Origin of the sequence: Pseudoramibacter porci, assembly GCF_009696145.1 — a bacterium.
GTDB classification, from domain to species: domain Bacteria; phylum Bacillota; class Clostridia; order Eubacteriales; family Eubacteriaceae; genus Pseudoramibacter; species Pseudoramibacter porci.
In genome coordinates this window covers 270953-285666 of sequence record NZ_VUMO01000001.1, presented here as the reverse complement: position 1 = coordinate 285666, position 14714 = coordinate 270953, and the positions used below count along the sequence as shown (strand labels likewise).

The window sequence follows — 14714 nt, the reverse complement described above, 5'->3', positions numbered from 1 at the left end:
ACCCTAATTATTTATGGTACTTGCGCCCGGCTGCGATCATAAATCCTCTGTAAATCTGCTCGAGCACCAAGATGCGCGTCAACAAATGCGTAAAAGTCAATTTTGAAAGCTGCCATCGCTCGTTTGCACGCTGAATGAGCGCCTCTCCAGGCCCTAAAGAACCTGCGATTACAAAGACCAGATGCGGGGAGCGCAGCTGCCACGATTGCAGTACTTTTGAGAAACCCTCTGAATCCCATTGTTGGCCGTGTAAATCTAAGAGAATCACAAAATCTCTCGGATTAATTTTTTTCAACACACGCTCAGCTTCCGTGTCAACTATGCGTTTTTTCTCACCTTCTCGTTCAGAATGTACATCGGCCTCATCCTTGACTTCTACGATTTCTGTTTTCGCAAAAGCCGAAAGCCGCTTGATGTACTCTTTCTGCAAATTCAAAAGCGCTTTTGATTTTTGATGCCCTACCGCAAGAATCGTGATCTTCATCTTATTTTGATTCCTGAAAATCCAACCAACTTTTGTCAAAGAAATCATTCATCGAAATACGCTCCCCGGGTTCTTTAACAATAAACTGTTCATCCCACCGGCCAGTAATAAGCTTTTCGATCAATAGATTTGAACCCGCCACCAGTTCCACATCAGCCTTAATGAGCTTCGCTGAATCGGCGATTTCCTTCTGATATTTCGGCTCGCTTAAATCCTCGCCATCTGAAACCACAACATCGAGATAAGGATAATCCTTAAACCAATCGTCGAAAATCTCCTGTGTTTTTTTTTCGCCGTATTGATGAGAAAATTTATTAAACAATTTTTTCGGCGAAAAGAGCCCTGACAGAATGTTAAACAGATAATAATGTCCCTTAACCTTTAAATCTGGCTGATAATGCTCACCCGTCTGGAGCGCCAGACTCACGCAGTCGTCGACTCTTGGAATGACGACTTTACGGTTAAAAGTCAAATCCTCCCAAACGCCGCCACAATAACCCTGTGCCACCAGAACCGTGTCATAGACCTTGGGAATTCGTTTTTCCATCGCCGTGATCACTGCCTGCCGCATTTTTTTTGGTGTCGCGTGTAAATTCATATTCAGACAAACCACTGGCAGATCGACACCGCACTTTTCCTTTGCTGCTCGAACATGGGGCAATAAATTGCCGCAAGCTAAAATAATCGCCTTCATTGTACCCCTCCAAAAAAATGAGTTGAACTCTTTTATTTATGATAAAATATTTTTGAAAAGTTTTAAAGAGAATAATTTAGTGTTCTATTTCAAATTATCAAAACAAATTAAGATAGGAAGGCCAAGATGACAAAACAATTATCCCTTTTCACCGAAAATAAACGCGGTGCGCTGAAAAACATCACGAAAACTTTAAAGGCAGCTGATATCAATATCAATACCATGCTTTCCAACGACTCGGCAGAATACGGCATCATCCGCATGATTGTCGACCGCCCGGAAGACGCGCTGAAAGCCCTGACCAATAACGGCTACATGTGCCGACTCGATGACGTCATTGCCGTCAATATGCCGGACGATCCAGGCTCTTTAAATATTATCTTAAACGCGCTCGACGAAGGTCGAATCAACATCGACTATCTTTATATTTCCTACGACCGAAAGGCCGCGACGCCGATTGCTATTATAAAAACCTCCGAATCTGAAACCCGCGCTTTTTTGGAAGGGCGGGGATTCACAATTGCAGATGAGCTGTGATTTTATAATTATAAACCCGCTTTGCTGTGTTCTTTTCAGCAAAGCGGGTTTATTTTTTCATGACGCTTATTATTAAACCAATTCCGTCAAATCGTAAATCAGCCTTTCTGTCTTTTCCCAGCCAAGGCACGGATCCGTAATGGATTTTCCAAAGACGCCTTCGCCGATTTCCTGGCGACCGTCTTCAAGGTAGGACTCAATCATCAGTCCTTTGACCAGTTTTCGGATATCCTTGGAGTGCTTGCAGCTGTGCAGCACGTCTTTAGCAATGCGGATCTGTTCCAGGAAATTTTTCCCCGAATTGCAGTGGTTGGTGTCAATGATGACAGCCGGATTCTTGAGCTCCGATTTTTCGCGGTAGGCCTTTAACAGTGCCTGAAGATCTTCGTAGTGATAATTGGGATAAGAACGCCCATAGCGGTTAACGTAGCCACGCAAAATTGCATGTGCCAACGGATTACCTGTCGATTTGACTTCCCACCCGCGGTACAAGAACGTGTGGCTGTTTTGCGCCGCAACCATTGCATTCATCATCACAGAAAAATCCCCAGAAGTCGGATTCTTCATCCCAGCCGGAATACCAATTCCGCTGGCGACCAGACGATGCTGCTGATTTTCCACTGAACGGGCCCCCACCGCCACATACGAAAGCAAATCCGATAAATAGCGGTGGTTTTCCGGATACAGCATTTCATCGGCACAGGTTAAGCCGGTTTCTTTAACAACACGGGTGTGCATTTCGCGAATGGCGATCAAGCCGGCCAGCATGTCTTCTTTCGCATCCGGGTCCGGCTGGTGGAGCATCCCTTTGTACCCCATGCCCGTTGTACGCGGTTTATTCGTATAAACCCGAGGAATAATGAAAATTTTGTCTTTAACCTGTTCTGCGGTTTTCGCCAAACGGTTGATGTAATCCAATACGGCTGCTTCATTATCTGCTGAGCACGGCCCGATAATCAACAAAAAGCGATCATCTTTGCCGGTAAAGATATCCGCGATCTGTTGATCTCGCTCTTCCTTTATTTGTTTAATATGGTCATCTATCGGAAATTCTTCCTTCAGCTCCTGAGGCGTCGGCAGTTTTCGATAGAATTTCATCTGCATATCCATGGTACAAACAAACCTCCTTCATTTAGAACCTTGCCTGTCATTATAACATAAATGGAAAGAAACACGCTGCATTTCTCATTTCATAGGAATGAAAGACTCTGGCCCATTTATTCTAATATTTCGTACGATCCACACACATATTTAAATAATCAAGAAAACTGGTAACTAAACAAAACCGGGTTGAAACCAAAAGATTTCAACCCGGTTTTGTAAAATCGCCAAGCTCTTCGTTATTTTAGAATTACTCTGCCAATTCTTCGTATTTGACAGTCTTCTTTTCATTGAAAACATCGTGGTCAAGTTCACCAAGCTTGCCGGAAACCAGCATGGCCACCATCACGTCGACATCCACATTCATAACAGTTCGGAACATGCCCGCAAACCAGTCGATCCCAATCAGAATGGCAATGGAATCCATAGAAAGTCCCATGGTAGAGGCCAAAAAGGTGTAGACGATAATCGATCCGCCCGGAACAGAAATCGTCCCCATGCACATGAGGCAGGACAGCAGAATCGCCATAAAAATCTGATAGGCACTCATGCTCACGCCTGTAGATTGTGCCATAAAGAAGATCGCTGCCACGTAACACTGCGCGGCGCCGCAGCTGTTCATCGACATGGTGATCGGGCCGGTAAAATCTGCAACGCGGCGGCTGACACCAAATTTTTCCACTTCATCCTGCATTTTGGTCGGCAGGCAGACAGCGCTTGATGTTGTCGTCAGCGCCATGATCGACATCTTAGAGTATTTCTTTGGATATTTTGCAAGATTTGTTTTCGTCAGTGCTGCCGTTAACGGCGTGAGGATCGCGAACTGGATCAAGTCGCCAATTAAGAGCAGACCGAGGAATTTGATCATAGGCACAACAACTTTGAGACCTGTGCTTCCTGCAACATCCGCAAGTAGGCAGAAAATACCGATCGGGGCGATTTTCATAACAAATTCGATAATATTCGTGATAATGACGTTGATGCCCTTGATCAATTCTTCAATATTGGTCTTGCCGGTATCTTTTTTGTACTTCATCATGCCAGCGCCAAAGAACAGCGCAAAAACGATACACGGAATCATATCTCCGTTTGCCATCGACTGTAAAACGTTAGCCGGCACAAAATTTGTAATCGTATCGATGAGAGACGTGTTTTCAACCTTGGCCGCTTTAACGGATCCCGTCAAATGAACGCCGACACCCGGCTGAATCAGAACAGAGAGCAGCACGCCGAGCGATGCGGCAAAAATAGTGAAGATAATAATCCACTTGAAAGTGTGCAGCGCCATCTTTCCGACACCCTTTGTGCCAGACCCAACCGCGCTGGCAACAGACGTCATGACAAGCACAACGACGGACATCTGGATCAAACGCAGGAATATGGTCCCAATAAATTTAATATTGGCTGCCCATCCTCCCACAAGTGAACCGAAGATCAACCCGCCAACCGTCGCAAGCAAAATCTGCGTCGTCAGAGAGATATGGAATCCCCTTTTGCCTTCTTTTACAACTTTTCCCATTATGATCCTCCTTTTTTTATCTGGCGCTTGACGCCTCTCTAGGAAAAAATAAACAATAAGGCGTCTGAAGCTATTGCTTCAGACGCCTTTGTCTCTGCAATGTGTAATTTAATTTATTCTTTGTGATAATTTTAACATACATACCAAAAACTGTCAATAAAATCATTTTTATTCGCGTCATGCTGTTTCACTTCGTCCTGATGATCAGTTTATTTTACAATTGATAAATATAGATCATCAGCGGCATCGTCACAATACTGCACAATGTCGTCAAGACATTGATTGAACCTGCGTAATCCGCATCGCCGCCGTAAATCTGAGCCATTTGCGGAATCGTCACCCCCGATGGTGCCGCGACCGCAAGCAGGGACACCAGCAATATCTTTTTGCCATTGTCTGCCAGAAGATAAAATGGAATGCGCTTCAGTAGCAGTATCGCGAGAAGCGGAAAACCGACCATGCGCATCACGGTTATGCCGTAAATCCTTCGGTTTTTAAAAACCTGCGCCCAATCAACCCCGGCAATGACCATGCCGATGGTGATCATGCTGATGGGCCCGAGCATCTGAGCAACGCCCCTCAACACATCCCTTGGAATACCATGAATCTCTACATGTCTCAAAAACAGCGACACACCCAGCAATGTGGCAATGATGTTGATATTTAATAATAATTTCTTGAGATCAACTTTTCCGCCGGGCTGCATCATTCTTTTCCCCTGGGACCAAAGTAAAAGGGCCTGAACGAACATGAATGCACTCGCGTAAATGACCCAGCTGCGCCCCAGCACACTGGTCACCAGTGGCACGATCAAATTGCCTGCATTGGTGTAAATCAAGGTGCCGCGCTCAACATTCGTTAAATGAAAAGGGCGCATGATTCCATAAGTGACGCCAAATAACATCGCATGCATCACACCGGCGGACAAAAGTGCGAGGAGAAACCCGTTTAGGATGCGATTAGAATAGTGAATCTGAAAGGCTTCAATCTGCATACACGGTACGATGAGATATAAACACACGACCGATAAAATTCTGGAGTCTTCTGGCTTTAAAAACTTCATTTTGACAATGAGCAAGCCCATCCCCATCATGACGAAAAGAACCACAATTTGTTTAAATAAAAGCCAAGAAATCATTCATCACCTACAAACTGATACCTGTGTACGGGATGTCGTCCTGATCCAAAATCTGTTTTTCATTTTGGCTGCAGGTCAGCAAAATCACCTGATCATCCTTTGCCACTCGGCTTAAAAATAGAATACCTTCTTTTCTGCGTTTGTCATCGTACTGGACAAAGGGATCATCCAGAATAAACGGCAGTGTCCGCTGTTCATCGACAATATCCCGAAGACCAAATCGCAGTGCGAAATAGATCTGATCAATGGTCCCGCCGGAAAGCTGATTGAGATCTATCAAATTTGAGTTCTGCGGATCCATCACTTTAATATTCAGCTTATCGTCAATGCGGACCTCGCGATACTTGTTCGTGATTTTTTTCAAGATATCACCGATGCGTTCATTAAGGCTGCCCGCCTGACTGCGGTGTGTTTCTTTCTGATAACGCATGAAAAAAGATTCTGCCATATCGCAGGCGCGAATTTCTTCTTCGTACGCCGCAATCTGCCCGTTGATTCCGTCGATTTTTTCTCGAAGAGCCACCGGCGAATCCACTTCATCCGCAAGTGTTTGATTCTCGCCCTCAAGCCTTGCCACTTCCCGCTGAGCCGACGCAATGCTTCTCTTTACCGTTCGTTTGCGCTGTTTTGCTTCCTGGAATAAATCCGATTCCTTTGAAACGCGAATGTAATTTTCACCCTCTAAATCGTTGTATAACTGGCGGTTCGCCGTAATCTTTGCCTGAATATCCAAAGCTTTGCGCTCATTGTCAAGACCCTGTCTGTAATCCTCGAGTTTCGAGATCCCGAGCGGATTTAAAACATCATTGATGGCCTGTTGATCCTTGTCTATCTTATCGGAGTAGCTTTCAATTTGTTCTTCAAGGCTCTGTTTTTGAAGGGACAGATTAGACAACTCCTGGTCAGCCGCCGTCACACGGTCAAAGGCATCCAGGATACTGTCCATCTGCATCCTCAGCGCGTCTAAATCCCGAGGCTCGCGGTATCGTTCCATCAAAATGGATAAATGGGTCGCAATGCGATCCTGAGGGTCAAAGCTCGCCGCCGTTTCGGACAAGCGTGTTGACCGGCGATGAGCTGCATAAAAGGATAATCCAAAAAATAACGCGAGAACCCCACCGACGACTGCAAGGCCGATTACCGCAGCGCTTGGCAGAAAATGACCCGGGTTAATCAGCGAGAGCAGCAGTACGAATACGCCGACAAGCGAATCGACAACGGAGACCGCAGTCGAAATCGGATGGCGATCAAAAATGGACAGGCCACCCCTTTGCCGTTCAAATTTTTTCTCGGTTCTGCTGTACTGGCTTTGAATGCGTTTTAAATCTTCACGATCTTTCTCCACTTGAAGCGCGTTGTAATGACGTACCTTGGCGTGAAGACGCTCGGATTTTTTCTGCGTATTCTCAATTTTCTCTTCAATGTCTCGAATTTGCTGTTCGTAGCGGCTGATTTGGCGATTCAGCTGACTGCGGTCATCTTCCAACATCTGTAAGTGATTGTACGTCGTTATGTTGTATTTTTCAGCGTCCGCCTGATACGCGGCCAATGTCTTTTCGAGCGCTTCCCCTTCTGCCTTGATACGATCCAGCTTCTCCTTCTGTGCCTCAATAGCCTGAACCTTCTGCCGTTCCTCAGCTGCCGCAATATCTGCCTGTTCTTGCGTCAAGCGTTTTATCTCTTCACGATAGTCCATGATCTTGCGCTGGTTGAGCCGTATTTTCTGGTATTTTTCTTCTGAAATTTCCAGCTTATCCTCCAGCTCGCTTCGGTTGCGGACCGCCATACCGTAATTGGACTTCGTCGCGCGAAACGTGCCGATGGCTTTTTTCTTTTCATCTAAATAATCGATGACCCGATGCACAGAAATATCTGTATCATTGTTGGCCATGTCAATGAGCTTGTCGTTAATTTCCCGCGCCAGATCCGCATTGGTTTTCGACGCCATCTGCCTGAAATTGACCGTATTGTTGTAAATCGACGCGTTAATCGACTGATAGCCCAGCGGCATGTATTGCTTCGTGATATTGTCGTAGGGAAAGGTCTCTGTAATATCCTCTCCCGTGATATTGTCAAAAAGCCGGACCCCGTCCCGCTCTTTTAAGAAATCCCGTTCGATTCTGATTTCCCGCCCCATCTCATCAACATAAATCATCGCGCCGCGATACTGTTCTGAGTACAGCGGTTTGTATTGTTCAAAAGCCTCGCTGTACGTGCGGCGCTTTCGATAAGGCTTGTAAAAACCGAAAAACATCCCCTCGATAAAGGCCTGAATCGTCGACTTTCCCGCTTCATTGGGCCCGTAAATCAGATTAAAGCCGTCGTCGAGTTCAATGGTGGTCTGTTTAAATTTTCCAAATGCAATTAAATGCAGTGTCTTAATTTTCACCCTTTTTCCTCACTGTTCAACAAACCTTCTAATCCGTAATACAGCGCTTTTTTTGCTGTCGGATTGTCACCGTTGCGGCGCATTTCCTGGATAAAGCGCCCAATCATATTGTCTTGATTTTCTTCAAGCAGCTTATCCACGTCGATGTTGGGAAGGAGCTTCTTATCGTCCACCTCGACGTAATAAAATATCTGCGCCAGCTGCATTCTCAGTTCTTCAACGTCGATGTCTGCACCCGCGTACCCGTTAAGGAAAAGTCTATAATAATCTTTCCCTTTGCTGTCGTCATCGCTCAAATCTGAACAAGCCATAAGCAGATCATTTTGCGTCATCTCCGGTGAAACGCGCAGGGTCTTCTGAAAGAATTTTCGTTTTCCGGTTTCAATTTTCTGAAGATCCAGCCTGTGGTGGTGGATCTGACCGTAGAAAATACTCGGCTCATTGATGTTTTTAAAGGTCAGAGGTTCTGGGCAGCCGCAATACGCTGCGCGAAGGGTCAGCCGCTCGCTCCTGTGAATATGCCCCAGCGCCACATAGTCGAAATAATCAAAGCACGCCAAGTCAATGGGCATGTACTGTGAAATTTGATTGTAGGCGTCCCCGTGGAGCACCAGAATATTGTTGTCCGCCTCTGACAGATTGATATGGCTGCCGTCAAAAGGCATCGTATCATAAGTGTCTTTCGTCCAGCCAATGCCAAAGATGCGGGTCTCTTTTTCTTCAAAATATTTCGATTCCATCTGCCCTTGTTTGAAAATCGTAACGTTCTGCGGCCATTCGATCAGTCCGTAGAGCGCAGACGGCGTGTAAAAATCATGATTGCCCGGGCAGATGACCACTTCCGTCTCGGTCAGGTGCGCGAATTTTTCAGCGACGCGTTTGAGCGCCTTACTCGAAACATCGGGTGTGTCAAATAAATCTCCGCTGATAATCAGAAAATCTACATGATTTTTTTCAGCCGTGTTGATAATTTGATCAAAGGTCAGCCAGAGGTCAATCCGGTGTGCTTTGCCGAAATCACGTTGATGATTCTTAAAATGAAAAGTTTTTTCCAGGTGGATGTCCCCGGTATGAATAAAAGATATGGCCATGAATCTTCCTTCTCTATCCGTTGAATTTGTTTTTTATTATAACATACCTGATGGAAATTAAAATGCGCCGCGTAAACCAAAACATCAGATAAAAACGTTTCCCTAAAACTTTTACTTGACATCTCTTTTTTTTACCGCTAAGATAAACACAACGCAATGAAGAGGGATATTAAAAAATTCTAAGCGTCCAGAGAGCTGCTGGCAGGTGTGAAGCAGCCGCTGAAAATTTTCGAACTGGCCTCGGAGCGGAATGCTGAACAGTTTTCCTATTAGGCACACCGGGTCCTGCCCGTTATCGCAGGAGGATATAATCTTTATTTTTAAAGACGTATCTGTAATAAGGCATTTTATTTTAGCATTAATCAATAAAATGTGAATTAGAGTGGTACAGCGACCGTCATACATCGCCTCTATGCATTGGCATAGAGGCGTTTTTTTGTCATAAGCACAGTATTCATCTTTTTATAAGGAGGATTATTCAAATGATGAATCCAAAAAAATACAAACGGAATTATTTTATGCCCCCAGTACCCTGCACAGACTGGGTTAATAAAGAATACATCGATCATCCGCCGATTTGGTGCTCTGTCGATCTCCGCGACGGCAACCAAGCGTTGATCATCCCCATGAGCCTCGAAGAAAAAATCGACTATTTCAAGTATTTGGTCGATGTCGGCTTTAAAGAAATTGAAGTCGGCTTCCCCGCAGCTTCTGAAACGGAATACGAATTTTTAAGAACTTTAATCGAACAGGATCTGATCCCGGACGACGTAACGATTCAAGTCTTGACCCAGGCACGCGAACACATCATCAAAAAAACATTTGAAGCGTTGGAAGGCTGTAAACATTCCATCGTTCACCTCTACAATTCGACGTCCCGCCAACAGCGCGAACAAGTCTTTAAAAAATCCAAAGAAGAAATTTTGCAGCTGGCTGTCGACGGCGCCAAAATGCTCAACGATTTATCTAAAGAAACCCCGGGCAATTTCCAATTTGAATATTCACCGGAAAGCTTTACCGGCACAGAAGTGGATTATGCCTGCGATGTCTGCAACGCCGTGCTCGACGTCTGGCAGCCGACGGCCGAAAACAAGGTTATCATCAACCTTCCGGTTACCGTTGAATTATCCCTCCCTCACGTTTACGCCAGCCAGATCGAATACATGAGCAAACATTTGAAATACCGCGACAACGTGATTCTTTCACTCCATCCGCACAACGATCGAGGCTGCGGCGTCGCTGATACAGAACTCGGCCTCCTCGCCGGTGCTGACCGTGTCGAAGGCACTTTATTTGGCAATGGAGAACGCACCGGCAACGTCGACATCATCACCTTGGCGCTCAACATGTACACCCACGGCGTCGATCCAAAGCTGGACTTCAGCAATCTGCCAGAACTCTGCGAAGCCTACGAACGAGATACCCGGATGCACGTCTACGAACGTCAGCCTTATTCAGGCGCCCTGGTCTTTGCTGCCTTCTCGGGAAGTCATCAGGACGCCATCGCCAAAGGCATGAAAATGGCACGGGAAAGCGAAGATCATCATTGGGATGTGCCGTATTTGACCATCAACCCTGAAGATCTCGGCCGTCAATACGACAAGGATGTTATCCGCATCAACTCTCAATCTGGAAAAGGCGGCATCGGCTTCATCCTCGAACACAACTACGGCTTCAATCTGCCTAAAAAAATGCGCGACCATATGCGCAATCTGGTTAAAAACGTTTCTGATCATGGACATCGCGAACTGCAACCGGAAGAAGTCTACGAAATTTTCAACGACCACTACGTCAACAAAGAAGATTACTTCAGCATTCCAGCTGCGCATTTTAAACAGCTCCCTGACGGAAAAATCCGCGCACACCTCACCATTAACAACGAAGGCGACATTGGCGATTACAGCGAAATCGGCAACGGCCGCATCGATGCGGTTACCAACACCGTCATTCAGCACATCCACACGCCGATCAAGGATTTATCCTACAGCGAACACGCTCTCGAAAAGGGCTCAAATTCCCGCGCCGTCGCGTATATCGGCTTGACATTAAATGACAATCGTGAAGTATGGGGCGCCGGAATCGACAATGACATCATCGTCGCTTCAATTCGCGCTTTGGTCTCTGCCATTAATCACATCGGGCCGGAAAAACCAGAAAACATGAAATAATCATCACACTAAAAAATAACGATCAGGACCTCAAAATCCTGATCGTTATTTTTATGCGTCTTTTATTTTTCCTGCGCGTCCTTTTGAAGTGCCTGAAGCAGCTCAAGGGCGCCGGTTTCTTCACTATTTTTCATTTTCCGATCTGCCGCGGCCATTTCGCGTTTGATTTTTCTCTGTTCCATCATCGGCAGTAAGGTTTCACGGATCAGGATGTCGAGAATGGCGACAATCGGAATGGCTAAAAGCATCCCCCACACGCCGAAAACCCGTCCGCCGATGACCACAGCGATCAAAATCCATATGCCGGGAACGCCTAACGTGTCGCCGTAAAGCTTCGGCTTGATCATGTAGCCGTCAACAGCCTGGATGATGCCCGTAAAAATAAGGAACAGCAGCGCGTGAATCGGGTTATTCATCATCAACACAAAAGCCCCAACGACGGCGCCGATAATCGGACCAAAAGTTGGCACGAGATTCGTCAACCCGGCAACCACCGAAATCATCGGCACATAGGACATCCGGCAAATCAGCATAAAAGCAGCGTTTGCGCAGCCGACGATCAGCGCATCGATGACTTCGCAGAATAAGAATTTAATGAAAATGCGGTCACAGCGCTTCCATACCGACGAAACTCTTTCGTACGTCGTGTCCCGCATTGAAAGCCTGAAGAATCTGCGCGCATTGCGTTGTACACGTTTTTTATCTGCCAAAAAATAGATCGCCAAAATGAAGTCAATGACAAAATTGAGGATATGGCGTCCGCCGGAGCCAGAGCCGGAAACCAGACGATCCTGCACCTGGCTCTGCATTTTGTCAAGCATATTGTCAATTGTGGAAAATGCCGTCTTCATATCGACGTGGCGTTTCGCAATGCCGTCGACAAATTGCTGCAGCGCACCGTGATAAGACGTTTTGCTCGTTGCAAACTTGACCACACTGCTGAGTACCTGAGGCACCACTGCAACGATTAACAAAACGAGCGAGACCAGAATAATTAAAATGACAATTGTAATGGCCTTGCCCCTTGCATGTCTCGTGCCACGTTCACTGAACTTCTTTTCAATATTTCGTATCGGCGGGTCCATGATATAGGCCAGAACAATCCCGACAATGACCGGTAAAATGAAGTTAAAGAGAAACGCAATGGCCCTTCCGATCAAATCGAGATGCGTCATAATTAGAAAAAAGAGGATCGCAATACAAAACGGAATCGATCTGCGTACGTTTTTATTTTGCCAAATCTTAAACCTGTTGAATTTATCCATGTTTATTATCTCACTTGATTAGTTTTTTGATTTGAGGGTTGCCGATGTAGAAGATGGCGAAACGGATTTGATCGTTCCTTTATCAGTCGTGACCTGAATATTGTACGAGCCCGTTCCCTCCGCTGCATCAGAGAAATCGATCCAAGCACTTAAATCTTTGCTGTCAAGGGTTGCCAGTTCACTGTTCGTGCCCTCAATTTTGACTGACACTGATGCATTTTCTATTTTTGTCACTGTCAGATCGTTTGGAACATTTCGCTGTTCGATGTCGTCAATCATAAGCCGCTTGGTTGTCAGCGCTTCCACCTTAATGGTCACCGTCACATTGGTGTTGCCATCCATATCCGTCACACCTGACGGCAAATTCAATTTTTTCTGTATCACTGTACCGCTCTTTATGCCGTTTAAATCGATTGACTCCGGTCGTACAGAATCGATACTGTCTAGATCCGATTCCTTCCCGCCAAGAAGCACTGTTTTAGGGCTGACTGTCATTTTTGCGACTTTGTACCCATCGCCTACGCTGCCTGTCGTTTTGGGTGTCTTGATTTTGACGCGCTTGGTCTTCCCGATTTTAACGCTCGCCTTAATCATCGAAGGCTTACATTCTACATCTGAGAGAACATTGCCGTTTTTGTCAATCGCCCGAACGGGAATATTCACATCTGTATCGTCTGTGATATCCTGGACATTTGCCGTCGCAACGCACGACTTGATTTTATTAACGGATTGACTCGGCCCTTCCACCCGGACCTTCTCCGAAGTCGTCGCCGAAACGACAGACAAATGATTTCCGGGCTTCCCGCTGGTATTAATCGTCACACTGTGGGATTTGTGGCGAATGCTGTCGATTTTTATCCTGATTTCAGAGGGCTGTGTCTCCTGCAGGATAACAGAATTCGGAAGCCCCTGAAGCACAACATCTGCGGTATAGGTTCCCGGCCCTTTCACCCCTGAAAGATCTGCCGTTGCCGTAATCTGCGAAGCGTCCAGCTTGCTCACGTTCCGCTCGCTTCCGCGAACCCGAATATTGACGAAATAATTTTTCTGTTCTGAGAGCAGAAGTCCCTTTGACGTCAGCTTTTCCGTATTGATAAGCGTAACCGGAATATTGTTAATTTCCTGTGTGATCATATTGATGTCATTGCCGTTAATGTACGACCACAAAAAGACTGAGAGACACGCTGCAATGATCAGCCGCACGATGCGCGCTGTTCTGTCACTGCCTGTTTTATTACTTTTCTTCATCGCTCGATTCTCCATTGGCAAAGGTTTCCGTCGTCGACATTTCTTTCTCATCTGCCGGTTCATCGTAATCATTGATATTTTCATATTCATCATAGGGCAGATCGTCTTCACTGTCATCATCTTCATCGATAGTAATGAAGCGCTCGGCGAGCAGGTCTACGAGCTCATCCTCCGAAAATCCGCGGCGAAGTACGCCTTTCTCGGCCATGGATATGGTTCCCGTTTCCTCTGAGACAATGAGAACCACCGCATCTGATTTCTCAGAAATACCAATGCCAGCACGATGCCGCGTTCCCAGAGACGAGTTTAACGTCTTGCGGTCTGTCAGTGGCAGAAGACACCCCGCCGTTTTAACTTTACCGCTCCACAAATCAATGATCACAGCACCATCGTGCAACGGCCGATTGGGCGTAAAAATATTTTCAATCAGCTCAGTTGAAATATCTGCATTGAGCTTAATGCCCGTCGCCTCGATGTCTTTGAGGCCAGTGTTCACCGGAAAAACCATCAACGCACCCATTCTAACTTCGGACATATCCGCCGCGGCCTTCGCGATTTCCTGAATATTGCTATAAATTTTTCGCTCACCGGATGACCTGAACATGCGATCAAATAATTTATTGTTGCCCAACTGTTCCAGCGCTGAGCGCAACTCCGGTTGAAACACGACAACAATTAATATGACCGCCCAAGTCACGACAATATTTAAAATATAATTTAAAGTTGTAAACCCAAGCCAGGAGCTGAGCGGAATCAGAACCAGCACAATGATCAATCCCTTTGCGACCTGCTCCGCCTGCGTCCCACGAATCCACATGAGTATTTTATAAATTAAAAAAGTAATGACGAGGATCTCAATGACATTGGAAAAGGAAAACTGCGATCTCAGCGTAATAAAGAAATTATCCATTGAGGGCCTCCTTTATTTAATTAGATTATATTTTATTATACACTAACACACTGTGTTTATGTAATTTAAATATTCTCTGTATAATTTTCAACAAATGTAATGATATGATTAAAGTCATTTAATATTTTTATAAATAAACCTTTACATTTCTGCTTTTCCCTGCTATACTG

General features: G+C 45.7%; 12 protein-coding genes and 1 other annotated feature. Of the genes, 2 read left to right on the top strand and 10 right to left on the bottom strand.

Translation table 11 applies throughout. The annotated features are described in order from the left end of the window. Positions 1-7 precede the first annotated feature (7 nt). Both FYJ52_RS01530 and FYJ52_RS01525 read right to left on the bottom strand, forming a co-directional pair. Positions 8-484, bottom strand: a complete 477-nt coding sequence (locus tag FYJ52_RS01530) for a 23S rRNA (pseudouridine(1915)-N(3))-methyltransferase RlmH (protein ID WP_154575488.1) — start codon at positions 482-484, stop codon at positions 8-10. A gap of 1 nt (position 485) precedes the next feature. Further along, on the bottom strand, positions 486-1178 hold the full coding sequence (locus FYJ52_RS01525; RefSeq protein WP_154575487.1) for a DUF1638 domain-containing protein: 693 nt from the start codon (positions 1176-1178) through the stop codon (positions 486-488). A gap of 126 nt (positions 1179-1304) precedes the next feature. On the opposite strand from FYJ52_RS01525, the gene FYJ52_RS01520 reads away from it, so the two are divergent. Continuing rightward, on the top strand, positions 1305-1715 hold the full coding sequence (locus FYJ52_RS01520; RefSeq protein ID WP_154575486.1) for an amino acid-binding protein: 411 nt from the start codon (positions 1305-1307) through the stop codon (positions 1713-1715). Positions 1716-1787: 72 nt separating this feature from the next. Here the strand turns inward: FYJ52_RS01520 and FYJ52_RS01515 are convergent, their stop codons facing one another. From FYJ52_RS01515 to FYJ52_RS01495, 5 genes are all read right to left on the bottom strand, one after another. After that, on the bottom strand, positions 1788-2819 hold the full coding sequence (locus FYJ52_RS01515; protein ID WP_408003667.1) for a 3-deoxy-7-phosphoheptulonate synthase: 1032 nt from the start codon (positions 2817-2819) through the stop codon (positions 1788-1790). Between the two features lie 247 nt (positions 2820-3066). Then, entirely contained in the window at positions 3067-4335 is a 1269-nt protein-coding gene (locus FYJ52_RS01510) for a dicarboxylate/amino acid:cation symporter (protein WP_154575484.1), read from the bottom strand. Between the two features lie 214 nt (positions 4336-4549). Beyond that, entirely contained in the window at positions 4550-5473 is a 924-nt protein-coding gene (locus FYJ52_RS01505; protein WP_154575483.1) for an AEC family transporter, read from the bottom strand. Between the two features lie 7 nt (positions 5474-5480). Further along, positions 5481-7862, bottom strand: a complete 2382-nt coding sequence (locus tag FYJ52_RS01500) for an ATP-binding protein (protein WP_154575482.1) — start codon at positions 7860-7862, stop codon at positions 5481-5483. Further along, on the bottom strand, positions 7859-8953 hold the full coding sequence (locus FYJ52_RS01495; RefSeq protein ID WP_154575481.1) for a metallophosphoesterase family protein: 1095 nt from the start codon (positions 8951-8953) through the stop codon (positions 7859-7861). Before FYJ52_RS01495 ends, FYJ52_RS01500 begins: the two co-directional genes overlap by 4 nt. Positions 8954-9100: 147 nt before the next feature. Continuing rightward, positions 9101-9368 (top strand) — a binding site (T-box leader). 67 nt (positions 9369-9435) lie between these two features. On the opposite strand from FYJ52_RS01495, the gene FYJ52_RS01490 reads away from it, so the two are divergent. Then, entirely contained in the window at positions 9436-11121 is a 1686-nt protein-coding gene (locus tag FYJ52_RS01490) for a 2-isopropylmalate synthase (protein WP_154575480.1), read from the top strand. A gap of 62 nt (positions 11122-11183) precedes the next feature. Here the strand turns inward: FYJ52_RS01490 and FYJ52_RS01485 are convergent, their stop codons facing one another. From FYJ52_RS01485 to cdaA, 3 genes are read right to left on the bottom strand one after another with little or no spacing between them, the layout of a single operon-like run. Beyond that, positions 11184-12386, bottom strand: coding sequence for an AI-2E family transporter (locus FYJ52_RS01485; protein ID WP_154575479.1), 1203 nt, complete (start codon positions 12384-12386; stop codon positions 11184-11186). An 18-nt stretch (positions 12387-12404) separates the two neighbouring features. After that, entirely contained in the window at positions 12405-13634 is a 1230-nt protein-coding gene (locus FYJ52_RS01480; protein ID WP_205960725.1) for a CdaR family protein, read from the bottom strand. Beyond that, the gene (cdaA, locus tag FYJ52_RS01475) at positions 13621-14544 is read right to left on the bottom strand and encodes a diadenylate cyclase CdaA (protein WP_154575477.1); all 924 of its coding nucleotides are present in this window, start codon (positions 14542-14544) and stop codon (positions 13621-13623) included. The genes FYJ52_RS01480 and cdaA overlap by 14 nt, the downstream gene beginning before the upstream one ends. Positions 14545-14714: the final 170 nt, after the last annotated feature.